Here is a 25526-nt window from a genome sequence, read left to right as displayed (position 1 = left end):
CCGGAAACGAATCTCGGCCGTTCGCGTCCAAGCGGGCGGCGTTGTGAATACAGACTCAAGGAGCGAATGATGGCGGCAATTACCGCAAGCATGGTGGCAGAACTGCGCGCGAAGACCGACGCACCGATGATGGAGTGCAAGAAGGCGCTGACGGAAGCCGACGGCGATCTGGCCAAGGCTGAAGAACTGCTGCGCGTCAAGCTCGGCAACAAGGCGAGCAAGGCCGCATCGCGCGTGACGGCTGAAGGCGTCGTCGCCTCGTTCGTCGGCGGCAACGCGGGCGCGCTGGTCGAGCTGAACTGCGAAACCGACTTCGTCGCGAAGAACGACGACTTCCTCGCATTCTCGAAGACGGTCGCGGAACTCGTCGCGACGCAGAACCCGGCCGACGTGGCCGCGCTGTCGGCGCTGCCGCTCGACGGCTCGACCGTCGACGCAGTCCGCCTCGCGCTGATCGGCAAGATCGGCGAGAACGTGTCGATCCGCCGTTTCGTCCGTTTCGAAACCGCCAACAAGATCGCGACGTACCTGCACGGCGCGCGTATCGGCGTGATCGTCGAGTACACGGGCGCGGACGAGCAGGTCGGCAAGGACGTCGCGATGCACATCGCGGCGATGAAGCCGGTCGCGCTGTCGTCGGCCGACGTGCCGGCGGAACTGATCGAGACGGAACGCCGCGTGGCCGAGCAGAAGGCCGCGGAATCGGGCAAGCCGGCCGAAATCGTCGCGAAGATGGTCGACGGTAGCGTCCAGAAGTACCTGAAGGAAGTGTCGCTGCTGAACCAGACGTTCGTGAAGAACGACAAGCAGACGATCGAGCAGATGCTGAAGGCAGCGAATGCGGCGGTGCAGAAGTTCGCGCTGTTCGTCGTCGGCGAAGGCATCGAGAAGCGCCAGGACGACTTCGCCGCCGAAGTGGCCGCGCAAGTCGCAGCAGCAAAGCAGCAGTAAGCAGTCAGGCAGTATCCGCGGCGGGCGTCCGCTCCGCCGCGGCCGGCGGCGTCGCCGGCCGGCCGGGAACCCCGGTCCGGTCGGCGGCGCTTGCCCGAATCAGTATTTCGCCCCTACAGTTCGTGGTTGTCATCCTCTCGTCGCTCGGAAGCCCCTATGTCCAATGCCTATAAACGCGTCCTCCTCAAACTCTCCGGCGAAGCGCTGATGGGCGACGATGCCTTCGGCATCAATCGCGCGACGATCGAACGGATGGTGGCCGATATCGCCGAAGTCGTGCGTCTCGGCACGCAGCTCGCGGTCGTGATCGGTGGCGGTAATATTTTCCGCGGTGTCGCGGGCGGCGCGGCCGGCATGGACCGCGCGACGGCCGACTACATGGGGATGCTGGCGACGATGATGAACGCATTGGCGCTGCAGGACGCGATGCGCCACGCGGGCATCGAGGCGCGCGTGCAGTCCGCGCTGCGCATGGACCAGGTCGTCGAGCCGTACATCCGGCCCCGCGCGATCCGTCAGCTCGAGGAAGGCCGCGTCGTGATCTTCGCGGCCGGCACCGGCAACCCGTTCTTCACGACGGATACCGCCGCCGCGCTGCGCGGCTCGGAAGTGGGCGCCGAAGTCGTGCTGAAGGCGACCAAGGTCGATGGCGTATATTCTGCCGATCCGAAGAAGGATCCGTCGGCCACGCGCTACACGACGATCAGCTTCGACGAGGCGATCAGCCGCAACCTGCAGGTGATGGACGCGACGGCGTTTGCGCTGTGCCGCGACCAGAAGCTGCCGATTCGCGTGTTTTCGATCAACAAGCCGGGCGCGCTCAAGCGCATCGTGCTGGGCGAGGACGAAGGTACGCTCGTCCACGTGTAAACTCCCGCGGATGCGGGCGACCGGCGCGGGTTGCCGGCCGCGGCGCGCGACATGCGCCGGGCGGGGCCCGCGTTCTTTGAAGGTTTGAAGGTTCGGAGGTTGAAATGAGTGTCGCTGATGTGAAGAAGGGCGTCGAGCAAAAGATGCAGCGCTCGATCGAAGCGTTCAAGAACGATCTGGCCAAGATCCGTACGGGCCGTGCGCACACCGGTCTGCTCGATCACGTGCAGGTCGACTACTACGGCTCGATGGTGCCGATCTCGCAGGTCGCGAACCTGACGCTCGTCGACGCGCGCACGATCGGCGTGCAGCCGTGGGAAAAGAACATGGTCGCGAAGGTCGAGAAGGCCATCCGCGAAGCCGATCTGGGCCTGAACCCGGCAACGGCCGGCGACCTGATCCGCGTGCCGATGCCCGCGCTGACGGAAGAGCGCCGCCGCGAGCTGACCAAGGTCGTGAAGAGCGAAGGCGAAACGGCCAAGGTCGCGATCCGCAACCTGCGCCGCGACGCGAACGAAGCGCTGAAGAAGCTCGTGAAGGACAAGGAAATCTCGGAAGACGACGAGCGCCGTGCGAGCGACGACGTGCAGAAGCTGACCGACAAGCACGTTGCCGAAGTCGACAAGCTCGTGCAGACCAAGGAAGCCGAGATCATGACGGTCTGACGACCGTCCTCGCGCGCCGCCTTCTTCCCGCATTACTGTCTCAACGGCCATGACCTATACCAGCTCTACCGTTCGCGTGCCTGACGTCGGCGTCGTGCCGCGTCACATCGCGATCATCATGGACGGCAACGGCCGTTGGGCGACCGAACGCCGCTTGCCGCGCGTCGCGGGGCACACCCGCGGCGTCGATGCCGTGCGGGCGGTGGTCGAAGGCTGCGCGCGCGCCGGCGTCGAGTACCTGACGCTGTTCGCGTTCAGTTCGGAAAACTGGCGCCGGCCGAACGACGAAGTGTCGTTCCTGATGCGGCTGTTCATCACCGCGCTCGAGCGCGAAGTGGGCAAGCTGCATGCGAACGGGATCCGCCTGCGTGTCGTCGGCGATCTCGACCGTTTCGAGCCGCGCATCCGCGAACTGATTCGCCGCGCCGAAACCAAGACGGCGCGCAATACCCGTTTGACGCTCACCATCGCGGCCAACTACGGCGGCCGGTGGGACATCCTGCAGGCGACGAAGAAGCTCGTCGAGCAGGCCGTGCGCGAAGGTCGCGAGGTCGAAGTGACCGAGGATGCATTCGCGCCGCACCTGGCGATGGCCTATGCGCCGGAGCCCGATCTCTTCATCCGCACCGGTGGCGAGCAGCGCGTCAGCAACTTCCTGCTGTGGCAGCTCGCGTACGCCGAATTCTATTTCACCGACAAGTACTGGCCGGATTTCGACGGCGCGGCACTGGCCGACGCGATGGCGTCGTATACCGAGCGCGAGCGCCGTTTCGGGCGCACGAGTGCGCAGCTCGAACCGCAATCGCAGAACGCCGACTCCCTTTCATGCTGAAAACCCGTGTGATCACGGCGATCGTGATGCTGGCAGTGCTGCTGCCGGTGACGCTGTTCGCGCCGCTCGCCGGGTTCGGTGCGCTGATCGGCGTCGTGCTCGTGTTCGCCGCGTGGGAGTGGGCGCGCCTGCTCAAGCTCGGCGGCGCCGGCCCGGTCGTCTATGCGCTCGTCGCGGCGCTCGCGCTCGCGGCCACCGCGCCGCTCGGCGTCGATGCGGCATCGTCCCGTCCCCTTTTCATGGCGGCCGGCGTGTTCTGGCTGCTGGTCGGCCCGTTCGCGCTGCGGCGCAAGCCCGAACTCGCGGGCGGCGTGTGGCGGCCGTTCCTGCTGGCCGCCGGCCTCGTCGTGTTCGCCGCCTGCTGGCATGCGCTCGTGGCAGCCCGCGCGCAGGGCGTGCCGTTCGTGCTGTCGCTGCTTCTGGTCGTCTGGCTGGCCGATATCGGCGCATACTTCGCGGGCAAGGCCTTCGGAAAGCGTAAACTGGCCATCACGATCAGCCCCGGCAAGAGCTGGGAGGGTGCGATCGGCGGCTGGTTCGCGGTGATGGTCGTCGCCGGTGTCGCGATGGCCGTGCATGCGTTCGAACCGACCCTGTTTTCTGCATTCGCCATGCGCTACGGGATGCCCGGCGCGTGGGCCGCGCTGACGCTGCTGGTCGCGTACAGCGTGATCGGCGACCTGTTCGAGTCGCTGCTGAAGCGGCAGGCGGGCGTGAAGGATTCGAGCGGACTGCTGCCGGGCCACGGCGGCGTGCTCGATCGTGTCGACGCGCTGCTGCCGGTGCTGCCGCTCGCGATGCTGCTGCTTGGTTAAACCATTATTCCTGTTATGCAAAAACGTCTGACATTGCTCGGTTCCACAGGCTCGATCGGAGACAGCACGCTCGACGTGGTCGCGCGCCATCCCGAGCGCTTCTCGGTCTATGCGCTGACCGCGCACCGCAACGGCGACAAGCTCGTCGAGCAGTGTCTGCGCTTCGCGCCTGAAGTGGCGGTGGTCGGCGATGCCGCGACGGCCGCGCACGTCGACGCCAAACTGCGCGCGGCCGGCAGCAAGACGGTCGTGCTGCACGGGCCGCAGGCGCTCGTCGACGTGTCGAAGAGCGACGGCTGCGACACGGTGGTCGCGGCGATCGTCGGCGCGGCCGGCCTCGCGCCGAGCCTGGCGGCCGCACGCGCCGGCAAGCGGATCCTGCTCGCGAACAAGGAAGCGCTCGTGATGTCGGGCGCGATCTTCATGGACGCCGTACGCGACCATGGCGCGATCCTGCTGCCGGTCGACAGCGAACACAACGCGATCTTCCAGTGCATGCCGCGCGACGCGGCCGAGCACGGCGGGATCTCGAAGATCATCCTGACCGCGTCGGGCGGCCCGTTCCGTACGCGCGAACCGGCCACGCTGGTCGACGTCACGCCGGACGAAGCGTGCAAGCACCCGAACTGGGTGATGGGCCGCAAGATCTCGGTCGATTCCGCGACGATGATGAACAAGGGCCTCGAGGTGATCGAGGCGCACTGGATCTTCGGGTTGCCGGGCGACCGGATCGACGTGCTGATCCATCCGCAGAGCGTGATCCATTCGCTCGTGTCGTACCGCGACGGCTCGGTGCTCGCGCAGCTCGGCAACCCCGACATGCGCACGCCGATCGCGCACGCGCTCGCGTTTCCCGAGCGCGTCGACGCGGGCGTCGACCAGCTCGACCTCGCGCAGATCGCCCAGCTGTCGTTCGAGAAGCCCGATTACGCGCGCTTCCCGTGCCTCGCGCTCGCGCTGAAGGCGCTCGAGGAAGGCGGTATCGCGAGCGCCGCATTGAACGCGGCGAACGAAGTCGCGGTCGAAGCATTTCTCGAGCGCCGGATCGGCTTCATGGCGATCGCGGCGACGGTCGACGCCGTGCTCAACACGCTGCCGAACCGCGCGCCCGACGGGCTCGACGACGTCCTCGCGGCGGATGCCGAGGCTCGCCGCCTCGCCGCCGCGATCATTGCGAAAGCGCCTGCGCCACGCGTGGAGCGTACTGTCTGAATGGGGTGCTCATGAACGTGCTGGTCGAACTGGTCGCGTTTGCGGTGGCGATCGGGGTACTGGTCGTCGTGCATGAGTACGGACATTATCGCGTCGCGCGCTGGTGCGGCGTGAAGGTGCTGCGTTTCTCGATCGGCTTCGGCCAGCCCGTCGCGCGCTGGGTCAGCCGCCGAACGGGCACCGAGTGGACCCTGTCCGCGCTGCCGCTCGGCGGCTACGTGAAAATGCTCGACGAGCGCGATCCGGGCCCCGGCATTCCGCCCGAGGTGCTCGGCCAGGCATTCAACCGCCAGTCGGTCTACAAGCGCATCGCGATCGTCGCGGCCGGGCCGATTGCGAACTTCCTGCTGGCAATCGCGCTGTTCTCCCTCGTATTCGCCACCGGCGTGACCGAACCGACCGCGATCGTCGCGCCGCCGGCCGCCGGCACCGCGGCGGCCCGCGCGGGCTTCGACGGCAGCGAGACGATCGTGTCGATCCGCAATGCGCAGGGCGGCGAGTCCGAACCGGTGCGATCGTGGTCGGACCTGCGCTGGAAGCTGCTGTCGGCCGCGTTCGACCATCGCGAGGTCGTGCTCGGCGCGCGCGACGGCAATGCGACGTTCGATTTCCGCGTCGATCTCCGCAACGTACCCGACAGCCAGCTCGACGACGACTTCATGGCCCATCTGGGCTTCGAGGCCGGCGGCGGCACGTTGTCGGTCGCGTCGGTGCAGCCGGGCAGCGCGGCGGAACAGGCCGGCCTGAAGGTCGGCGACAAGCTGGTCGCGCTCGACGGCAAGCCGATCGGCGGCGCGTCGCGCTTCATCGACACGGTGAAGCACCATGCGGGCAAGCCGCTCGACCTGCAGATCGAACGCAACGGCGCCGCGCAGACGGTCGCGATCGTGCCGCAGATGCAGCGCGACGACGAATCGGGGCAGCAGGTCGGCCGCATCGGCGCGGCGCTGTCGATGCACGCGCCGTCGGTGGACGTGCGCTACGGGCCGATCGAGAGCCTGCGGCTCGGCGCGCACCGCACGTGGGACATTTCCGTGTATTCGCTGAAGATGTTCGGGCGGATGATCACGGGCAACGCGTCGCTGAAGAACCTGTCCGGCCCGGTGACGATCGCCGACTACGCAGGCAAGAGCGCGCGGCTCGGCCCGTCGGCGTTCCTGTCGTTCCTCGCCCTTGTCAGCATTAGCCTTGGCGTCCTGAACTTGTTGCCGATTCCCGTTTTGGACGGGGGGCATCTGTTATATTATGCGGTTGAAGCCGCGACCGGGAAAGCCGTCTCGGAGCGCTGGCAGCTGATTCTGCAAAGAGCCGGGTTGATCTGCATCGTCGCATTGTCGGCGATCGCGCTGTTCAACGATCTGGCTCGGTTAATCCATTTCTGAAGCGTCAGGCGGCGGCCGCTGGCCAGCCGCCCGATTTGATGCAGCTAAATATTGGGGATGCATGTTGTTCAAACCTCATCGCTTTGTACCTAAGACAGTTGCAGCGGCCGCGCTCGCCGCGCACGGCCTCGCGGCGCATGCAGCGGCACCGTTCGTGGTGCAAGACATCAAGATCGAGGGGCTGCAGCGCGTCGAAGCGGGTTCGGTGTTCGCCTATCTGCCGATCAAGCAGGGCGATACCTTCACGGACGACAAGGCATCCGAAGCAATCCGCGCGTTGTACGCGACGGGCTTTTTCAACGACGTGCGCATCGCCACGCAGGGCAACGTCGTGATCGTGCAGGTGCAGGAGCGTCCGGCCATCGCGTCGATCGACTTCACCGGCACGAAGGAATTCGACAAGGACAACCTGACGAAGGCGCTGCGCGCGGTCGGCCTCGCCGATGGCCGCTACTACGACAAGGCGCTCGTCGACAAGGCGGAGCAGGAGCTCAAGCGCCAGTACCTGACGCGCGGCTTCTATGCGGCCGAGGTCAAGACGACGATCACGCCGGTCGACGCGAACCGCGTGTCGATCCTGTTCGCGGTGGCCGAAGGCCCGAGCGCGAAGATCCGCCAGATCAACTTCATCGGCAACAAGGCGTTCAGCACCAGCACGCTGCGCGACGAGATGCAGCTGTCGACGCCGAACTGGTTCTCCTGGTACACGAAGAACGACCTGTACTCGAAGGAAAAGCTCACGGGCGACCTCGAAGCGGTGCGCTCGTACTACCTGAACCGCGGTTACCTCGAGTTCAACATCGAGTCGACCCAGGTGTCGATCTCGCCGGACAAGAAGGACATGTATCTGACGGTCACGCTGCACGAAGGCGAGCCGTACACGGTGTCGGGCATCAAGCTGTCGGGCAATCTGCTCGATCGCGAGGCCGAACTCAACAAGCTGATCAAGATCAAGCCGGGCGACCGTTTCTCGGCCGAAAAGCTGCAGCAGACCACCAAGTCGATCGTCGACAAGCTCGGTGAATACGGCTACGCATTCGCGACCGTCAACGCGCAGCCGGACATCGACCAGGCGAACCACAAGGTCAACCTGAACCTCGTCGTCGATCCGAGCCGCCGCGTGTACGTGCGCCGCATCAACGTGGTCGGCAACACGCGCACGCGCGACGAAGTGGTGCGCCGCGAAATGCGCCAGCTCGAAAGCTCGTGGTTCGACTCGAACCGCCTCGCGCTGTCGAAGGACCGCGTGAACCGCCTCGGCTACTTCACCAACGTCGACGTGACGACGGTGCCGGTCGACGGCACGAACGACCAGGTCGACGTGAACGTGAAGGTCGACGAAAAGCCGACCGGCGCGATCACGCTGGGTGCCGGTTTCTCGTCGACGGACAAGGTCGTGCTGTCGGCCGGCGTGTCGCAGGACAACGTGTTCGGTTCGGGCACGAGCCTGTCGGTGAACGTCAACACCGCGAAGAGCTACCGCACGCTGACCGTCACGCAGGTCGACCCGTACTTCACGGTCGACGGCATCAAGCGGATCACGGACGTCTACTACCGCACGTACCAGCCGCTTTACTACTCGACGAGCTCGAGCTTCCGGATCATCAGCGCGGGCGGCAACCTGAAGTTCGGCATTCCGTTCTCGGAAGTCGACACCGTGTACTTCGGCGCGGGCTTCGAGCAGAACCGCCTCGACGTCGATTCGAACACGCCGCAGAGCTACCAGGACTACGTGAACGAGTTCGGCCGCGTGTCGAACACGGTGCCGCTGACGGTGGCTTGGTCGCGCGACGCGCGGGACAGCGCGCTGATTCCGAGCCGCGGCTACTTCACGCAGGCGAACATCGAATACGGCGTGCCGGTCGGCAAGATCCAGTACTACAAGGCCGACCTGCAGGCGCAGTACTACTATTCGTTCTCGCGCGGCTTCATCCTGGGCCTGAACCTGCAAGGCGGCTACGGTAACGGTATCGGCAACCCGTACCCGATCTTCAAGAACTACTACGCGGGTGGTATCGGCTCCGTGCGGGGTTACGAGCCGAGCTCGCTGGGCCCGCGCGACACGAAGACGAACGACCCGATCGGCGGTTCGAAGATGCTGGTCGGCAACATCGAGCTGACGTTCCCGCTGCCGGGCACCGGTTACGACCGCACGCTGCGCGTGTTCACGTTCCTCGACGGCGGTAACGTGTGGGGCAACGCGCCGGGCGGCACGAGTACGGGCGCCAACGGCCTGCGCTACGGCTACGGTGTGGGTCTCGCGTGGATCTCGCCGATCGGCCCGCTGAAGCTGAGCCTCGGCTTCCCGCTGCAGAAGCACGAAGGCGACCAGTACCAGAAATTCCAGTTCCAGATCGGGACGGCGTTCTGAACGAACGCATGACAACAGCAACGAGAGGGTAATTTTGCTAACCGGTAAGTTTTCGAAACGAGTGATGTGCGCGCTGACCGTTGCGCTGGCCCTGGGCGCGGCAACGGTGCACGCACAGGACGTCGCCCGCATCGCGGCGGTCAATTCGGATCGGATCCTGCGCGAGTCGGCACCCGCGAAGGCGGCGCAGACGAAGCTCGAAGCCGAGTTCGCGAAGCGTGACAAGGATCTGCAGGACTTGGCGGCACGTCTGAAGTCGATGTCCGATTCGCTGGACAAGAACGGCACGTCGCTGTCGGCGGCCGATCGCGCGCAGAAGCAGCGTGATCTGGCGCAGCTCGATACCGACTTCCAGCGCAAGCAGCGCGAATTTCGCGAAGACCTGAACCAGCGTCGCAACGAAGAATTGGCGGCCGTGCTGGACAAGGCGAACAAGGTCATCAAGCAGATCGCCGAGCAGCAGAATTACGACCTGATCGTGCAGGAAGCCGTGTACGTCAGCCCGCGCATCGACATCACCGACAAGGTGCTCAAGGCGCTCGCGTCCGGCTCGACGAACTGAACGGAGCAGACGACGAATGGCATTGACGCTTGAGGAACTCGTAAAACGGTTCGGCGGCGAGATCGCCGGCGATGCACAGTGCAAGGTGGGCGGGCTCGCACCGCTCGACCAGGCGGGCCCTCAACAGCTCGCGTTCCTCGCGAACCCGAAGTACCTGTCGCAGGTCGAATCGACCCGTGCCGGTGCGGTCCTGATCGCACCGAAGGATCTGGAAAAGCTGGGCGCGGCCGCCGCCGGTCGCAATTTCATCGTGACGCCGAATCCGTACGCGTACTTCGCGCGCGTCGCGCAGATGTTCATCGATCTGGCCACGCCGCCGCGCGCGGCCGGCGTGCATCCGAGCGCGACGATCGATCCGGCCGCGACGGTCGCCGCGACCGCGGTGATCGGCCCGCACGTGACGATCGAGGCCGGTGCGGTGATCGAAGACGGCGTGCAGCTCGACGCGAACGTATTCGTCGGCCGCGGCACGACGATCGGCGCCGGCTCTCATTTCTATCCGAATGCATCGGTGTACCACGGCTGCAAGATCGGCCCGCGCGCGATCGTCCATGCGGGCGCCGTGATCGGCTCCGACGGCTTCGGCTTCGCACCGGATTTCGTCGGCGACGGCGACGCGCGCACCGGCAGCTGGGTCAAGATCCCGCAGGTCGGTGGCGTGACGATCGGCCCGGACGTCGAAATCGGCGCGAACACGACGATCGATCGCGGCGCGATGGCGGATACCGTCATCGAGGAATGCGTGAAGATCGACAACCAGGTCCAGATCGGCCACAACTGCCGGATCGGCGCGTACACCGTGATCGCCGGCAGCGCCGGCATCGCGGGCAGCACGACGATCGGCCGCCACTGCATGATCGGTGGCGCGGCCGGGATCGCCGGCCACGTGACGCTCGGCGACTACGTGATCATCACCGCGAAGTCGGGCGTATCGAAGTCGCTGCCGAAAGCCGGCATCTACACCAGCGCGTTCCCGGCCGTCGACCACGGCGAATGGAACAAGAGCGCCGCGCTCGTGCGCAACCTCGACAAGCTGCGCGAGCGCATCAAGGCGCTCGAAGCCGCGCTCGCCGCCCAGGGCGGCACCCACGCCTGAGCGCATCATGCGAGACCACGAACCGGGCACGGCCAGCGCAACCGGCCCGGTTTGCCAGACTGGGCCGCGCGGCGGCCCGCTTCAGCCTTTGCATCACCACCGCGCAGCCTCTGCGTGAGACGAACCATCATGAGCACTGAAAAAATCAACCTCGACATCCACAAGATCCTCACGCTGCTGCCGCATCGCTACCCGATTCTGCTCGTCGATCGCGTGCTCGAACTCGAACCGCACAAAGGGATCAAAGCGCTGAAGAACGTGTCGATCAACGAGCCGTTCTTCCAGGGGCATTTCCCGAAGCGGCCGGTGATGCCGGGCGTGCTGATCCTCGAGGCGCTCGCGCAGGCCGCGGCGCTGCTGACGTTCGCGGAAGAGCAGCCGAAGGATCCGGAGAACACGCTGTATTACTTCGTCGGGATCGACGGCGCGCGCTTCAAGCGCGTGGTCGAACCGGGCGACCAGCTGATTCTGAACGTGACGTTCGAGCGCTACATCCGCGGCATCTGGAAGTTCAAGGCGGTGGCGGAAGTGGGCGGCAAGGTGGCGGCGGAAGCCGAACTGATGTGCACGGTCAAGACGGCCGACGCGGCGCCCTGAGCGACGCGGCACGCATGGATAACGTAACGCGAGCAACGCGACACATCATATCGAGAGGCAACGGCGCATGACCAGGATTCATCCTACCGCGATCGTCGAGCCGGGCGCGCAGATCGACGAATCGGTCGAGATCGGCCCGTACGCGATCGTCGGCCCGCACGTCACGATCGGCGCGCGCACGACGATCGGCTCGCACAGCGTGATCGAAGGCCATACGACGCTCGGCGAGGACAACCGCATCGGCCACTACGCGTCGGTCGGCGGCCGTCCGCAGGACATGAAGTACAAGGACGAGCCGACGAAGCTCGTGATCGGCAACCGCAACACGATCCGCGAATTCACGACGATCCACACGGGCACCGTGCAGGACGTCGGCGTGACGACGCTCGGCGACGACAACTGGATCATGGCCTACGTGCACATCGGCCATGACTGCCGCGTCGGCAACAACGTGATCCTGTCGAGCAACGCGCAGATGGCCGGTCACGTCGAGATCGGCGACTTCGCGATCATCGGCGGGATGTCGGGCGTGCACCAGTTCGTGCGCATTGGCGCGCACTCGATGCTGGGCGGCGCGTCGGCGCTCGTGCAGGACATCCCGCCGTTCGTGATCGCGGCGGGCAACAAGGCCGAGCCGCACGGGATCAACGTCGAAGGGCTGCGCCGGCGCGGCTTCTCGGCCGATGCGATCTCGGCGCTGCGCAGCGCGTACCGCGTGCTGTACAAGAACGGCCTGTCGCTCGAGGAGGCGAAGGTGCAACTGCGCGAGCTCGCGGGAGCGGGCGGCGACGGCGATGCACCGGTGAAGGCGCTCGTCGAGTTCATCGACGCGTCGCAACGCGGCATCATCCGCTAAGCGATGCCGCTCCCGACTAATCAGCTCCGGCTCGCGATGGTGGCTGGCGAGCCGTCGGGCGACCTGCTCGCGGCGTCGCTGCTCGGCGGGCTGCGCGAGCGGCTGCCCGAATCGGCCCAGTATTACGGGATCGGCGGGCAGCGCATGATCGCGCAGGGCTTCGACTCGCACTGGCAGATGGACAAGCTGACCGTGCGCGGCTATGTCGAGGCGCTGGGCCAGATTCCCGAGATCCTGCGGATTCGCGGCGAACTCAAGCGCCAGCTGCTCGCCGAGCGGCCGGACGCGTTCATCGGCGTCGACGCCCCCGATTTCAACTTCAGCGTCGAACAGGCCGCGCGCGACGCGGGCATCCCGTCGATCCACTTCGTGTGCCCGTCGATCTGGGCGTGGCGCGGCGGCCGGATCAAGAAGATCGCGAAGTCCGTCGATCACATGCTGTGCCTGTTTCCGTTCGAACCGGCGATTCTCGACAAGGCCGGCGTCGCCTCGACCTACGTCGGCCACCCGCTGGCCGACGACATCCCGCTCGAACCCGACACGCACGGCGCGCGCATCGCGCTGGGTCTGCCGGCCGACGGCCCCGTGATCGCGGTGCTGCCGGGCAGCCGGCGCTCGGAGATCGCGCTGATCGGCCCGACGTTCTTCGCGGCGATGGCGCTGATGCAGCAGCGCGAGCCCGGCGTGCGGTTCGTGATGCCGGCGGCGACGCCCGCGCTGCGCGAGCTGCTGCAGCCGCTCGTCGACGCCCATCCGCAACTCGCATTGACGATCACCGACGGCCGCTCACAGGTCGCGATGACGGCCGCCGACGCGATCCTCGTGAAGAGTGGCACCGTCACGCTGGAAGCCGCGCTGCTGAAGAAGCCGATGGTGATCTCGTACAAGGTGCCCTGGCTGACCGGGCAGATCATGCGCCGGCAGGGCTACCTGCCGTATGTCGGCTTGCCGAACATCCTGGCGGGGCGCTTCGTCGTGCCCGAGCTGCTGCAGCATTTCGCGACGCCCGAGGCGCTCGCCGATGCGACGCTCACGCAGCTGCGCGACGACGCGAATCGCCGTACGCTGACCGAAGTGTTTACCGAAATGCATCTTTCGCTGCGGCAGAACACGGCCGCGAAGGCGGCCGAGGCCGTCGTGCGCGTGCTCGAGCAACGCAAGGGGCGCGCATGACCGCCGTCCGTGCACCGCGCCGCCGCGCGCCGAGCGACGGGCAGGGCGGTTTCGATTTCAGCCGCCCGGACGAGATCGTGTGCGGCGTCGACGAAGCGGGCCGCGGCCCGCTCGCAGGGCCGGTGGTGGCCGCCGCGGTGATCCTCGATCCGGCGCGGCCGATCGACGGGCTCGACGATTCGAAGGTGCTCTCCGCGAAGAAGCGCGACCTGCTGTACGACCTGATCGTCGCGCGTTCGCACGCGTATTGCGTCGCGTCGGCGAGCGTCGACGAGATCGATACGCTGAACATCCTGCACGCGACGATGCTCGCGATGAAGCGGGCCGTGGAAGGGCTGTCGGTGCTGCCGACGCTCGCGCAGATCGACGGCAACCGCTGCCCGACGCTGAGCGTGCGTGCCGAGGCGATCGTCAGCGGCGACGCGCTCGTGCCGAGCATCTCGGCCGCCTCGATCCTCGCGAAAGTCACGCGCGATCGCATGCTGGTCGACCTGCACGAACGTTTCCCGGTGTACGGCTTCAACGTGCATGCGGGCTACGGCACCGCGAAACACCTCGCCGCATTGCGCGAACATGGCCCGTGCGAAGCGCACCGGCGCTCGTTCGCGCCGGTTCGTGCGGCGCTTGATCTGATTCGATGAAAAGCATCACTTCCCGCGACAACCCGCTGTACAAGCGCCTGAAGGCGCTCGCGGGTTCGACGCCCCAGCAGCGCCGCAGCGGCCAGGCGCTGCTCGAAGGTTTCCATCTCGCGAGCGCGTATCTCGACACGGGCGCGACGCCCGAGCTGTGCGTCACGACCGAAGGTGCGCTTGGCCATGCCGAGGCGCAGGCGATCGTCGCGCGTATCGACGCGCAGCGGATCGTCACGCTGCCGGACGCGTTGTTCGGACAGTTGTCGAACGTCGTCAACGGCGTCGGCTTCCTGCTGCTGGTCGATCGGCCGGCGCACCCGCTGCCCGCGCGCGTGACGGAGACGTCGGTCGTGCTCGACGGCGTGCAGGACGCCGGCAATGTCGGCTCGATCCTGCGCAGTGCGGCGGCGGCCGGCGTGCGTCACGTTTTCTGCGCGCCGGGGACGGCCTACGCGTGGTCGTCGAAGGTGCTGCGCTCGGGCATGGGCGCGCATTTCCTGCTGTCGATCCATGAAGACGTCGATGCCGGCGAGCTCTCCGGACGCCTCGCCGTACCGATTGCGCTGACCGACTCGCACGGCGCGCAGGCCGTCTACGACTGCGACCTGTCGGCGCCCGTCGCATGGGTGTTCGGCAACGAAGGCGCCGGCGTGTCAGCCTTCTGGTGCGATGCGGCCACGCATCGCGTGACGATTCCGCAGCCGGGCGGAATGGAGTCGCTGAACGTTGCCGCGGCAGCAGCGGTGTGTCTGTTCGAGCAGGTGCGGCAGCAGCGGCCGGCGTGACGCCGCATGCGGCAGGTGCCGTAATACGAAAAAGGCCGCGTTCAACGCGGCCTTTTTGCTTTGGGCGGCGGCCAGACGGCCGCCAGCGCACCGACGCTCAGTACGACTGCCGGTCGAGACGGATTTCCTGCAGGATCGTCGTCGCGATTTCCTCGATCGACTTGTGCGTGGACGACAGCCACTTGATCCCTTCGCGACGCATCATCGCTTCGGCCTCGTTGATCTCATAGCGGCAGTTCTCGGGCGCCGCGTACTTGCTGCCTGGCCGGCGCTCGTTGCGGATCTCCGACAGGCGCTGCGGGTCGATCGACAGCCCGAACAGCTTCTCGCTGTACGGCGACAGCGCCGACGGCAGCTTGCCGCGCTCGAAATCTTCCGGAATCAGCGGATAGTTGGCCGCCTTCACGCCGTACTGCATCGCGAGGTACAGGCTCGTCGGCGTCTTGCCGCTGCGCGACACGCCGACGAGGATCACGTCGGCTTCCGACAGGTTGCGGTTCGACTGGCCGTCGTCGTGCGCGAGCGAGAAATTGATCGCCTCGATCCGCGTCTTGTATTCCTCGGTGTCCGCGTTCTGGTGGCCGCGGCCCATTGCATGGCTCGACTTGAGCTCCAGTTCCTGCTCGAGCGGTTCGACGAAGCGCTGGAACATGTCGAGCACGAGCGCGTTCGAGCGTTTGACGATGTCGTTCGACTCGCTGTCGACGAGCGTCGTGAATACGATCGCGCGACGGCCGTCGTGCACGGCGGCCTCGTTGATCTTCTCGACGGTCGCATAGGCCTTGTCGAGCGAGTCGACGAACGGCACGCGCACGAGGCGGAATTTCTGGTCGAACTGGGAGAGGATCGAATGCGCGAAGGTTTCGGCAGTGATCCCGGTGCCGTCGGAGACGATGAATACGGTAGGCAGCATGAATCTGGGCGTCGAGCGTGAAGGGCGGTTGCGCGGGCGGCTGGAGGTTCGCCTCCAGACCCAGTGACAAGGTCGCGCCACATCCGGCAGCCGGCACGGTAGAATAGCGGCAACCTGTTGGATAAGCAATTGCGGGGGCGGGGCGCGAACGGCGCCCGTGGCTGGGCCGCGCGATTCCAGAATTCCCGGCAAGTCTGGCGATTTGTCTGCAAATATCGCCCTTCTGCCGGGATTTTTGCAAATCGGGTCGAAAGATTTTCGCCGCTGCGAGTGTTTATCTAACAGGTTGCGCAAGACGCGCCGCGCCTTTTTGCAAGCGCCCGCGTTCGAGCCCACTTGCGCGATCGAGCATTTTTTTCACACTTAGGGGCTTGTATGACTAACGCAGCAAACGTCGCAAAGGACCAGGCGTATGTAATTCCGTTCGAGCAGTTGCGGATGACCGATGTGGAGATCGTGGGCGGCAAGAATGCGTCGCTCGGCGAGATGATCAGCCAGCTTTCCGAAGCAGGCGTTCGCGTACCCACCGGTTTCGCCACGACCGCGCTCGCGTTCCGCGATTTCCTCAAGCACAACGACCTCACCGATCGCATCGCCAAGCGTCTCGAGTCGCTCGACATCGACGACGTGAAGGCGCTCGCCGAAGCCGGCGCCGAAATCCGCAAGTGGATCGTCGACGCACCGCTGCAGCCGCGCCTCGAGCAGGAAATCCGCGCGCAGTTCGAAGTGCTGAAGAACGGCTCGCCGAGCGAGCTGTCGTTCGCCGTGCGCTCGTCCGCGACCGCGGAAGACCTGCCCGACGCATCGTTCGCCGGCCAGCAGGAGTCGTACCTGAACGTCGTCGGCATCGAGGACGTGCTCGACCGCATGAAGCACGTGTTCGCGTCGCTGTACAACGACCGCGCGATCTCGTATCGCGTGCACAAGGGCTTCACGCACGCCGAAGTCGCGCTGTCGGCCGGCGTGCAGCGCATGGTCCGCTCGGACGTCGGCGCCGCCGGCGTGATGTTCACGATCGATACCGAATCGGGTTTCAAGGACGCCGTGTTCATCACGTCGAGCTACGGCCTGGGCGAAACCGTCGTGCAGGGCGCGGTGAACCCGGACGAGTTCTACGTGTTCAAGACGACGCTCGCGCAGGACAAGTACCCGATCATCCGCCGCTCGATCGGCTCGAAGCTGATCAAGATGGAATTCACGCAGCCGGGCGAACCGGGCCGCGTGAAGACGGTCGACGTGCCGCACGAGCAGCGCAACCGCTACTCGATCACGGATGAAGACGTGATCGAGCTGGCGAAGTACGCGGTCATCATCGAGAAGCACTACCAGCGTCCGATGGACATCGAGTGGGGCAAGGACGGCCGCGACGGCAAGATCTTCATCCTGCAGGCGCGTCCGGAAACGGTGAAGAGCCAGGCAACCGGCAAGGCCGAGCAGCGCTTCAAGCTGAAGGGCCAGTCGCAGGTGCTCGCGACGGGTCGCGCGATCGGCCAGAAGATCGGCGCGGGCCCCGTGCGCGTGATCCAGGACCCGTCGGAAATGGAACGCGTGCAGCCGGGCGACGTGCTGGTGGCCGACATGACCGACCCGAACTGGGAGCCGGTGATGAAGCGTGCGGCGGCGATCGTCACGAACCGTGGCGGCCGCACCTGCCACGCGGCGATCATCGCGCGTGAACTCGGCGTGCCGGCCGTCGTCGGCTGCGGCGATGCGACCGACATCCTGAAGGACGGCGCGCTCGTCACCGTGTCGTGCGCGGAAGGCGACGAAGGCAAGATCTACGACGGGCTGCTCGAGACGGAAGTCACGGAAGTGCAGCGCGGCGAACTGCCGGAAATCCCGGTCAAGATCATGATGAACGTCGGCAACCCGCAGCTCGCGTTCGACTTCTCGCAACTGCCGAACGGTGGTGTTGGCCTCGCGCGTCTCGAGTTCATCATCAACAACAACATCGGCGTGCACCCGAAGGCGATCCTCGAGTACCCGAACATCGACCAGGACCTGAAGAAGGCGGTCGAGAGCGTTGCGCGCGGTCACGCGTCGCCGCGCCAGTTCTACGTCGACAAGCTGACGGAAGGCGTCGCGACGATCGCGGCGGCGTTCTATCCGAAGCCCGTGATCGTGCGTCTGTCCGACTTCAAGTCGAACGAGTACAAGAAGCTGATCGGCGGTTCGCGTTACGAGCCGGACGAGGAAAACCCGATGCTGGGCTTCCGCGGCGCGTCGCGCTACATCGCCGAGGACTTCGCGCAGGCGTTCGAGATGGAATGCCGTGCACTGAAGCGCGTGCGTGACGAGATGGGCCTGACCAACGTCGAGATCATGGTGCCGTTCGTGCGGACCGTGAAGCAGGCGGAGCGCGTCGTCGGCCTGCTCGAGAAGTTCGGCCTGAAGCGCGGCGAAAACGGCCTGCGCCTCGTGATGATGTGCGAAGTCCCGACCAACGCGATCCTCGCCGAGGAGTTCCTGCAACACTTCGACGGTTTCTCGATCGGCTCGAACGACCTCACGCAGCTCACGCTGGGCCTCGACCGCGATTCGGGCATGGAGCTGCTGGCCGTCGACTTCGACGAACGCGACCCGGCCGTCAAGTTCCTGCTGAAGCGGGCGATCGATACCTGCCGCAAGATGGGCAAGTACGTCGGGATCTGCGGCCAGGGCCCGTCCGATCACCCGGACTTCGCGCAATGGCTGACGGACGAAGGCATCGTGTCGATCTCGCTGAACCCCGACACGATCATCGATACGTGGCAGGCGCTCGCCGCCAACCGCAAGTAACGATTCGTGATGCAACTTCGGCGAAAGGGCGGTCCGCCGCACTTTCGTTGAAGGCAAAATGCAAGGTTCGTGCTATAAACACCCCGGTAAGCACCGGGGTGTTTTTTTTCGTCGGTACTCGCCGGGCTGTCCCAAGCGTGCCGACCGCTTCGCACAGCTGCGAGCGCAACGAATATAGTGAGCATCGGGGACGTTTTTCTGGAGACCACAATGATGTCGGGGCATCTGTTCTGGTGGGTCGGGGGCGGCGTGCTGGTCGTGGCCGAATTGCTGACCGGTACGTTCTATCTGCTGATGATCGCGCTCGGCTTTCTCGCCGGCGGGCTGTTGCAACTGGCCGGTTTCGCGCCGCACGTGCAGTTCGGCGCGGCGGCCGCGGTCGCGATCGTCGCGATGATCGTGCTGCGCCGCTCGGGGCTCGGTCGCAAGCAGAAGCGCGACACGTCGACGAATCCCGACGTCAATCTCGATATCGGCTCGACCGTCACGGTCGACGCGTGGCGTGACGGCCGCGCACGCGTGCAGTATCGCGGCGCCGACTGGGACGTCGAACTCGCGGCCGGCGAGCGCGACGATGTGCACGTGTACCAGGTGAGCGCCGTGCGCGGCAATTGCCTCGTGGTCGTGGCGAAACCCGCGGGCTGATCGTCCGCTGATACAACAAGGAGGGAATATTTCATGGATTCGCTGATCATCTGGGTTGTCCTGCTCGTCATCGCGATCGTGATCGTGTCGAAGACGGTGAAGATCGTGCCGCAGCAGCATGCATGGGTGCTCGAGCGCTTCGGGCGCTACCACGCGACGTTGTCGCCCGGCCTCAATATCGTGCTGCCGTTCGTCGATCGCATCGCGTACCGGCACGTGCTGAAGGAAATTCCGCTCGACGTGCCGAGCCAGGTCTGCATCACGCGCGACAACACGCAGTTGCAGGTGGACGGCGTGCTGTACTTCCAGGTGACCGATCCGATGAAGGCATCGTATGGATCGAGCAACTTCGTGCTGGCGATCACGCAGCTCGCGCAAACGACGTTGCGCTCGGTGGTCGGCAAGCTCGAACTCGACAAGACGTTCGAGGAACGCGATTTCATCAACCACAACATCGTGTCGGCGCTCGACCAGGCCGCGGCGAACTGGGGCGTGAAAGTGCTGCGCTACGAGATCAAGGACCTGACGCCGCCGAAGGAGATCCTGCACGCGATGCAGGCGCAGATCACCGCGGAGCGCGAAAAGCGCGCGCTGATCGCCGCATCCGAAGGTCGCAAGCAGGAGCAGATCAACCTCGCGTCGGGTGCGCGCGAAGCCGCGATCCAGAAGTCGGAAGGCGAGCGGCAGGCCGCGATCAATCAGGCGCAGGGCGAAGCCGCCGCGATTCTGGCGGTGGCCGAGGCGAACGCGCAGGCGATCCAGAAGATCGCGAGCGCGATCCAGTCGCAAGGCGGGATGGATGCGGTGAACCTGAAGGTCGCCGAGCAGTATGTCGGCGCGTTCTCGAATCTCGCGAAGCAGGGCAACACGCTGATCGTGCCGTCGAACCTGTCGGATCTCGGCACCGCAATTTCGTCGGCGCTGACGATCGTCAAGAGCGCGGGCGCGGCGTCGGTCGCGAAGGGCTGAGCCCGAAATCGATGCGCGCGCGGTTGCCGCGCACGCATCGTCGTGCGGCGAATCGTCGCGCAGCCGGGCGACCCGCCGCGCGATTCAGGCAGTTCAAAGCAACACGGCCCGCTTCGAGCGGGCCGTGTCGTTTGCGATGCGCGCGGGGTGTGTCAGGTGCCGGCGCGCATGATGCGTGCCTTCTCGCGTTCCCAGTCGCGTTTCTTCTCGGTTTCACGCTTGTCGTGCAGCTTCTTGCCCTTCGCGAGCGCGATGTCGCACTTCACGCGGCCGCCCTTGTAGTGGAAGTTCAGCGGCACGAGCGTGTAGCCGCGCTGCTCGACCTTGCCGATCAGCTTCTTGATTTCCTCGCGGTGCAGCAGCAGCTTGCGCGTGCGCACCGGGTCGGGCTTGATGTGCGTGGAGGCTTCGGGCAGCGGGCTGATATGGGTACCGATCAGGAAGATCTCGGCGTTCTTCACCACGACGTAGCCCTCCTTGATCTGGCCGCGCCCGGCGCGCAGCGCCTTGACTTCCCAGCCCTCCAGCACGAGCCCCGCCTCGTAGCGTTCCTCGATGTGATAATCGAAGTGCGCTTTCCTGTTGTCGATGATGCTCATGAAAGGATCGGGCCAACTCGTTTAAAATCACGATTTTAGCAAAGCAGGGCGGGAATCGCCCGGCTTGGCGTTCCCACTTTAAGCGATGCCGCGCGATTTATGGCAGATGTCCAGAAAACCGTATTGATCCGCCACTCGGCGGAACAGATGTTCGACCTCGTCACCGACGTGGCCGACTACCCCAATTTCCTGCCCTGGTGCGGCGGTGTCGAGATTCGCCGTCAGGACGAGAGCGGGATGGAAGCGCGCATCGACATCAACTTCAAGGGCATCAAGCAGCATTTCGCGACGCGCAACACGCAGCAGCGTCCGACCCGGATCGACATGGAGTTCGCGGACGGGCCGTTCAAGAAGTTCACGGGTTCATGGCGCTTCATCCCGCTGCGTGCCGATGCGTGCAAGATCGAATTCGCGCTGCACTACGAGTTTTCGAGCATCCTGCTCGAGAAGATCATCGGGCCGGTGTTCAGCCACATCGCGAACACGTTCGTCGATTCGTTCGTGAAGCGCGCCGATCAACGCTACGGGAAGGGGTGACGCGATGCTGTCGATCGAAGTCTGCTACGCACTGCCGGACCGCCAGACACTGATTCCGCTGTCGCTGCCCGAAGGGGCGACCGTGCGCTCGGCCATCGATGCGAGCGGCGTGCTCGCGCTGCATCCGGAGATCGATCTCGCGCACGCGAAGACGGGTGTCTACGGCAAGCTCGCGCCGCTCGATGCGCCGCTCGTCGATCACGATCGCGTCGAGATCTACCGCCCGCTGATCGTCGATCCGAAGCTCGCGCGCCAGCGGCGCGTCGACAAATCCCGCCGCGCCGGCTCGATCGAGGGCCGCAAGTGGATGCACAAGGACGCGCGCTGACGCGCGGTTCGCTCGGATTGGTCTGATCAAACGCCGCGGCGCTCAGTGCGCCGCGGCGTTTGCATTTGTCGATGCGCTGCCCGGCGTGTCGCCGTGCCGTCGCACCGAGCCGTACACGCCGGCGAGCAGCAGTACGAGCGCGGCGATCTCGAGCGCGTGCGGCATCCGCTGGTCGTACACGAACGCGTACAGCATCGCGAACACGGTTTCGAACACGATCAACTGGCCCGACAGCGTGAGCGGCAGCCGCTTCGACGCGGCATTCCACAGCCCGTTGCCGAGCCACGACGCGCCGATCGCGAGCACGAGATTCAGCAGCCAGAACAATTGCCAGCGCGATGCCGGGACGGCCGCCTGCACCGTGCCGGCGGGCACTGCGAGGATCGCGAGCCAGCAGAGCCCGCCGATCAAACCCGTCACGACACCCCACAGCACCGACCATTCGTTGCCGCCGAAGCGATGATGGCGCTGCAGGTAGCGCGCGTTCGCCACCGCATACCAGGTCCAGCTCGCGAGCGCGCCCGCCGCGCAGGCGATGCCCGCGAGCTTCTGGGCGAGCGTCGTGGCGTGCGCGGCTTCGGACGTGAACAGGTCGACGTTGATGCAGACGATGCCCGCGATCACCAGCGCGAGCGGGGCGGCGAGCCGCCGCAGCGGCACGGCGCCGTGGTCGCCGAGGCCCGCGAGCGTGACGGTCACGGGCAGTACGCCGACGATCAGGGAGCTGGGCGCGATGCCGATCAGGTGCACGGCGCCGGACAGCAGCATGTAATACGCGACGTTGCCGACGACGGCGAGCTTCACCAGTGCGACGAGATCCTCGCGGGTCAGCCGCGCGAGCAGCGAGCGGGCGGCCGGCAACGCGGCCGCGAGCGACACGAGTCCGTACATCGTATAGCGGCCGGCGCTCAGCAGCAGCGGCGAAAAATCGGTCAGCAGCCGCGGCACGAGAAACACCATGCCCCACAGGGCGCCTGCCAGGACACCGTACACCACGCCGCGCTGCATCGACCGCTCCGAACAAATGATTGACGTGCGCGCATCTTAGCGATGCCGTCGCGGCGGCGTCTTGTTCATTCCTGCACTCGGCGCAGGGCGGCGCGTCCTGGCAGCGTGGGCGCGCGGTGGATCAGCCGTCTGCCGGATCGGGTGTCGCCGCCGTGCCGTCGCCGTCGGCATGCGTGCGCGCCGGGCGGCGCACGGCGCGCAGCTTGCCGCTGTTGCCGCCGCCGCAGTAGAAGCGGTCGTGACCGTCGGATTCGAGCCCCGAGACGCCGACGCCGGCCGGCATGTCGATCTGCTCGAGCACCTGGCCCGTGCGCGGGTCGATGCGCCGCAGGTCGCTCTGGTCGCCTTCCCACGTGCCATGCCACAGCTCGCCGTCGACCCACGTCACGCCGGTGACGAAGCGGTTCGATTCGATCGTGCGCAGCACGGCGCCCGATTGCGGATCCACCTGATGAATCTTGCGTTCGCGGTACTGGCCGACCCACAGCGTGCCTTCCGCCCACGCGAGCCCCGAATCGGCGCCGCCGCCGGGCGCCGGGATCGTCGCGAGCACGCGACCCGATTCGGGGTCGATCTTCTCGATGCGGTCCTCGACGATCTGGAACAGGTGGCGACCGTCGAACGCGGTGCCCGCGTGCGCGGCGACGTCGAGCGAACGGACCGTCGTGCCGCGCTCGGGGTCGAGCGCGTTCAGCTTGTCGCCGGACGCGTACCACACGTGCTGCCCGTCGAACGTGACGCCGTGCACGCCGTCGACGCCCGGAAACGGACCGTACTCGTGAAGGATGTCTGCAGTGGAGCGTTTCATGTTCGTCACCTCGTCGTTCGATGCGGCCATCCTAATCTCCCGGCAGCGCAACCGGGAGTAACAAGGTCGTCGCGAATCCGGGCAGCGGCGGCGTCAGCCAGCGGCGCGCGCGTGCGCGGCCGAGCGCCTGGACCTTGCCGGTTTCCGCGAGCGAATCGAGCGCGCGCTGCACCGTGCGCTGGCTGGCGCCGAGCGCAAGCGCCAGCGCGGAACTCGACCACGCTTCGCCGTCGGCGAGGAGCGCGAGCACGGCCGCATGGCGATCGTCGACCGGGCGCGCGAGGACGACGGTTTCGCGCACGCCGAGCGGTTCGAGCGCGAAGCCGCGCGGCGTCGCGACGACGTTCGCGAGCGGGCGCAGCACCGCCCGCAGCCGGCCGATCTCGACGCGCAGCCGCGCGCGATGCGATTCGTCCGCCTGTTTCGCGCGGAACGCGGCGGCGACGAGCGCGTTTCTCGACACGTCGGCCGGCCACGCCTCGCCGAGCGCACGGGCGAGCACGAACAGCACCGGGCGGCGCGCGAGCGACACGGTCGTGCGCGCATCGCGCACCGTGTGGCGGCACGCGTCGACGACGAGCGCATTCGATTCGAACAGCGTCTCCACTTCGTCGAGCGGCACGAGCCGCGACGTGCCGCGTGCGATGAGCCGGGCGGCCGGTGCGTCGAGCACGCGCGCCGCGGTGTCGACCTCGGCCGTCAGCGCGGCAATGCCGGCGGCGCGGGCGGCCGCGCGGGCACGGGCAAGCGCCGCACGGGCTGCGTGCGTGCGGATGCGGCGCATCGCGATGCCGGCCGCGATCAATTCATGGGCGGCGCGCGACGCGGGCGGCAGCGGTGCGGGATCGAGATGCGCCAGCAGCTGCTCGGCCTCGTCCAGATGGCCGATCAGCAGCAACCGGCGTACCCCGAGATAGCGGGCATGCGCGGCGTTCGCGCGGTCGCCGTGTGCGTCGAGCGTCGCGCAGGCCGCCTCGAGCGCACGCGTCGGCCAGCGCAGGTCGCGCGACGCGAGCGCGATGTCGGCTTCCGCGACGACGCAGCGCGCCCGTGCAACCGCTTCCTTCGCACCGAACGCACGCGCGGCGCCGCGGACGAGCGCGCGCGCGTTCGAAATCGCCGAGCTGCGCGAGCGCGATCCCGCGCAGTGCGAGCGCCGGCGCATCGTCGCGCAGCGCGACGCGGTTCAGCGCACCGAGCGCGTCACCGGCCGCGAGCGCGCGCGCGGCCGCCGTGATCAGCGAATCCATCCGAATCCCGACACAGTTGTCACTCCCTCCGGTCCGATGCCCGGCACTAATCTAGCACCACGCACACGGCCCCGTACGCCGTGCCCGGATACCCATCGGAAGGAGGAACCCGCAATGACGACCCATCTCACCGGAACCCGCGACGAATGGCTGGTCGAACGCCGCGCGCTGCTCGACGCGGAAAAGGCGCTGACGCGGCAAAGCGACGAACTCGCGCGGCGGCGCCAGGCGCTGCCGTGGGTGCGCGTCGACAAGACTTACCGGTTCGATACCGAGGCAGGGCAGGCGACGCTCGACGACCTGTTTCGCGGCCGTTCGCAACTGCTGGTCTATCACTTCATGTTCGGCCCCGACTACAAGGCCGGCTGCCCGTCGTGCTCGGCGCTCGCCGACGGCTTCGACGGCTTCGCCGTGCATCTGGCGCACCACGACGTGACGCTCGCGGCCGTGTCGCGCGCGCCGCTCGCGAAACTGCTCGCGTACCGGCAGCGGATGGGGTGGACGTTCCCGTGGGCGTCGTCGGTCGGCAGCGATTTCAACTTCGACTTCAACGTGTCGTTCACCGAAACGCAGCAGCGCGCGGGCGACGTCGAATACAACTACGCGCGGGCCGGTCACGCGATGGACATGGATCCGCCGCCGGCGCCCGTCGTGCAGTTCGCGGCCACGTGCGGCACCGACGCGGTCACGTATTCGCTCGACCGGCCGGGGATGAGCGCGTTCGTGCGCGAGGATGGCGCGATCTATCACACGTATTCGACCTACGCGCGCGGCCTCGACGGGCTGTGGGGGATGTACCAGTGGCTCGACCGCGCGCCGCGCGGACGCAACGAGGCCGGCCCGTGGTGGCGTCGTCACGATGAGTACGCGCGCGGCTGAGCGGGCCGGC

The 25526-nt window shown here is 66.5% G+C and carries 25 protein-coding genes and 1 pseudogene; 21 read left to right on the top strand and 5 right to left on the bottom strand.

Annotation, left to right across the window (positions count from 1 at the left end):
• Nucleotides 1–69: 69 nt before the first annotated feature.
• The 15 genes from tsf to DTA15_RS02010 all read left to right on the top strand — a co-directional run bounded on the left by tsf (nucleotide 70) and on the right by DTA15_RS02010 (nucleotide 14802).
• Complete coding sequence (gene tsf, locus DTA15_RS02080) at nucleotides 70–951, top strand: translation elongation factor Ts (protein ID WP_006483826.1); 882 nt, start codon at nucleotides 70–72, stop codon at nucleotides 949–951.
• A 156-nt stretch (nucleotides 952–1107) separates the two neighbouring features.
• Nucleotides 1108–1821, top strand: a complete 714-nt coding sequence (pyrH, locus tag DTA15_RS02075; protein WP_006402648.1) for a UMP kinase — start codon at nucleotides 1108–1110, stop codon at nucleotides 1819–1821.
• Nucleotides 1822–1925: 104 nt separating this feature from the next.
• Nucleotides 1926–2486 (top strand): ribosome recycling factor, encoded by a 561-nt coding sequence (gene frr / locus DTA15_RS02070; RefSeq protein WP_006483822.1) that lies wholly within the window; start codon nucleotides 1926–1928, stop codon nucleotides 2484–2486.
• Nucleotides 2487–2535: 49 nt separating this feature from the next.
• Nucleotides 2536–3318 (top strand): polyprenyl diphosphate synthase, encoded by a 783-nt coding sequence (gene uppS, locus DTA15_RS02065; protein WP_006478494.1) that lies wholly within the window; start codon nucleotides 2536–2538, stop codon nucleotides 3316–3318.
• Nucleotides 3312–4133: a phosphatidate cytidylyltransferase gene (locus tag DTA15_RS02060; RefSeq protein WP_006483814.1), complete on the top strand. Its 822-nt coding sequence runs from the start codon at nucleotides 3312–3314 to the stop codon at nucleotides 4131–4133. The genes uppS and DTA15_RS02060 overlap by 7 nt, the downstream gene beginning before the upstream one ends.
• Before the next feature lie 15 nt (nucleotides 4134–4148).
• On the top strand, nucleotides 4149–5345 hold the full coding sequence (locus DTA15_RS02055) for a 1-deoxy-D-xylulose-5-phosphate reductoisomerase (RefSeq protein WP_006483824.1): 1197 nt from the start codon (nucleotides 4149–4151) through the stop codon (nucleotides 5343–5345).
• A gap of 11 nt (nucleotides 5346–5356) precedes the next feature.
• Complete coding sequence (gene rseP / locus DTA15_RS02050; RefSeq protein ID WP_006483829.1) at nucleotides 5357–6727, top strand: RIP metalloprotease RseP; 1371 nt, start codon at nucleotides 5357–5359, stop codon at nucleotides 6725–6727.
• A gap of 61 nt (nucleotides 6728–6788) precedes the next feature.
• A complete protein-coding gene (gene bamA, locus DTA15_RS02045; protein ID WP_006493237.1) occupies nucleotides 6789–9098 on the top strand; it encodes an outer membrane protein assembly factor BamA in 2310 nt (769 codons plus the stop codon).
• A gap of 64 nt (nucleotides 9099–9162) precedes the next feature.
• Nucleotides 9163–9660, top strand: a complete 498-nt coding sequence (locus tag DTA15_RS02040; protein WP_006495557.1) for an OmpH/Skp family outer membrane protein — start codon at nucleotides 9163–9165, stop codon at nucleotides 9658–9660.
• Between the two features lie 16 nt (nucleotides 9661–9676).
• Entirely contained in the window at nucleotides 9677–10756 is a 1080-nt protein-coding gene (gene lpxD, locus DTA15_RS02035; RefSeq protein ID WP_006483817.1) for a UDP-3-O-(3-hydroxymyristoyl)glucosamine N-acyltransferase, read from the top strand.
• Nucleotides 10757–10885: 129 nt separating this feature from the next.
• Nucleotides 10886–11353 (top strand): 3-hydroxyacyl-ACP dehydratase FabZ, encoded by a 468-nt coding sequence (gene fabZ / locus DTA15_RS02030; protein WP_006483820.1) that lies wholly within the window; start codon nucleotides 10886–10888, stop codon nucleotides 11351–11353.
• A gap of 67 nt (nucleotides 11354–11420) precedes the next feature.
• Nucleotides 11421–12209, top strand: coding sequence for an acyl-ACP--UDP-N-acetylglucosamine O-acyltransferase (gene lpxA, locus DTA15_RS02025; protein ID WP_006483825.1), 789 nt, complete (start codon nucleotides 11421–11423; stop codon nucleotides 12207–12209).
• A 3-nt stretch (nucleotides 12210–12212) separates the two neighbouring features.
• The gene (gene lpxB, locus DTA15_RS02020) at nucleotides 12213–13382 is read left to right on the top strand and encodes a lipid-A-disaccharide synthase (protein WP_006483810.1); all 1170 of its coding nucleotides are present in this window, start codon (nucleotides 12213–12215) and stop codon (nucleotides 13380–13382) included.
• Entirely contained in the window at nucleotides 13379–14023 is a 645-nt protein-coding gene (gene rnhB / locus DTA15_RS02015; RefSeq protein ID WP_006483830.1) for a ribonuclease HII, read from the top strand. The genes lpxB and rnhB overlap by 4 nt, the downstream gene beginning before the upstream one ends.
• Nucleotides 14020–14802 (top strand): TrmH family RNA methyltransferase, encoded by a 783-nt coding sequence (locus DTA15_RS02010; protein WP_006483816.1) that lies wholly within the window; start codon nucleotides 14020–14022, stop codon nucleotides 14800–14802. The genes rnhB and DTA15_RS02010 overlap by 4 nt, the downstream gene beginning before the upstream one ends.
• Before the next feature lie 97 nt (nucleotides 14803–14899).
• Here the strand turns inward: DTA15_RS02010 and ppsR are convergent, their stop codons facing one another.
• Nucleotides 14900–15715, bottom strand: coding sequence for a posphoenolpyruvate synthetase regulatory kinase/phosphorylase PpsR (ppsR, locus tag DTA15_RS02005; protein ID WP_006483812.1), 816 nt, complete (start codon nucleotides 15713–15715; stop codon nucleotides 14900–14902).
• A gap of 375 nt (nucleotides 15716–16090) precedes the next feature.
• Here ppsR and ppsA point away from each other — a divergent pair, with 375 nt between their 5' ends.
• The 3 genes from ppsA to DTA15_RS01985 all read left to right on the top strand — a co-directional run bounded on the left by ppsA (nucleotide 16091) and on the right by DTA15_RS01985 (nucleotide 20107).
• A complete protein-coding gene (gene ppsA / locus DTA15_RS01995; protein WP_006483823.1) occupies nucleotides 16091–18493 on the top strand; it encodes a phosphoenolpyruvate synthase in 2403 nt (800 codons plus the stop codon).
• Between the two features lie 210 nt (nucleotides 18494–18703).
• Nucleotides 18704–19138, top strand: a complete 435-nt coding sequence (locus DTA15_RS01990) for an NfeD family protein (protein ID WP_034178529.1) — start codon at nucleotides 18704–18706, stop codon at nucleotides 19136–19138.
• A gap of 33 nt (nucleotides 19139–19171) precedes the next feature.
• Nucleotides 19172–20107: an SPFH domain-containing protein gene (locus tag DTA15_RS01985; RefSeq protein WP_006483815.1), complete on the top strand. Its 936-nt coding sequence runs from the start codon at nucleotides 19172–19174 to the stop codon at nucleotides 20105–20107.
• A 152-nt stretch (nucleotides 20108–20259) separates the two neighbouring features.
• Here DTA15_RS01985 and smpB read toward each other — a convergent pair whose 3' ends face one another.
• Complete coding sequence (gene smpB / locus DTA15_RS01980; protein ID WP_006478511.1) at nucleotides 20260–20706, bottom strand: SsrA-binding protein SmpB; 447 nt, start codon at nucleotides 20704–20706, stop codon at nucleotides 20260–20262.
• A gap of 99 nt (nucleotides 20707–20805) precedes the next feature.
• Between smpB and DTA15_RS01975 the strand changes: the two genes are divergently transcribed.
• Together DTA15_RS01975 and DTA15_RS01970 are read left to right on the top strand one after the other, a co-directional pair.
• The gene (locus DTA15_RS01975) at nucleotides 20806–21243 is read left to right on the top strand and encodes a type II toxin-antitoxin system RatA family toxin (RefSeq protein ID WP_006483809.1); all 438 of its coding nucleotides are present in this window, start codon (nucleotides 20806–20808) and stop codon (nucleotides 21241–21243) included.
• A 4-nt stretch (nucleotides 21244–21247) separates the two neighbouring features.
• Nucleotides 21248–21571, top strand: coding sequence for an RnfH family protein (locus DTA15_RS01970; RefSeq protein ID WP_006478513.1), 324 nt, complete (start codon nucleotides 21248–21250; stop codon nucleotides 21569–21571).
• A 42-nt stretch (nucleotides 21572–21613) separates the two neighbouring features.
• Here the strand turns inward: DTA15_RS01970 and DTA15_RS01965 are convergent, their stop codons facing one another.
• The 3 genes and pseudogenes from DTA15_RS01965 to DTA15_RS01955 form a co-directional block, all read right to left on the bottom strand.
• Complete coding sequence (locus tag DTA15_RS01965; RefSeq protein ID WP_006483819.1) at nucleotides 21614–22579, bottom strand: DMT family transporter; 966 nt, start codon at nucleotides 22577–22579, stop codon at nucleotides 21614–21616.
• A gap of 121 nt (nucleotides 22580–22700) precedes the next feature.
• Nucleotides 22701–23387 carry a Vgb family protein gene (locus tag DTA15_RS01960; protein ID WP_034178530.1) on the bottom strand — a complete coding sequence of 229 codons (687 nt, stop codon included), beginning with the start codon at nucleotides 23385–23387 and terminating at the stop codon, nucleotides 22701–22703.
• 31 nt (nucleotides 23388–23418) lie between these two features.
• A pseudogene (locus DTA15_RS01955) lies at nucleotides 23419–24637 on the bottom strand (helix-turn-helix domain-containing protein).
• Nucleotides 24638–24751: 114 nt separating this feature from the next.
• Between DTA15_RS01955 and DTA15_RS01950 the strand changes: the two are divergent.
• The gene (locus tag DTA15_RS01950) at nucleotides 24752–25516 is read left to right on the top strand and encodes a DUF899 domain-containing protein (RefSeq protein WP_006484794.1); all 765 of its coding nucleotides are present in this window, start codon (nucleotides 24752–24754) and stop codon (nucleotides 25514–25516) included.
• The last annotated feature ends 10 nt before the right edge of the window (nucleotides 25517–25526 follow it).

This window comes from Burkholderia cenocepacia (assembly GCF_900446215.1).
Lineage (GTDB): Bacteria > Pseudomonadota > Gammaproteobacteria > Burkholderiales > Burkholderiaceae > Burkholderia > Burkholderia cenocepacia.
Note: the sequence above shows the minus strand (reverse complement) of the source record. Positions and strands in the feature narration are given on the sequence as shown.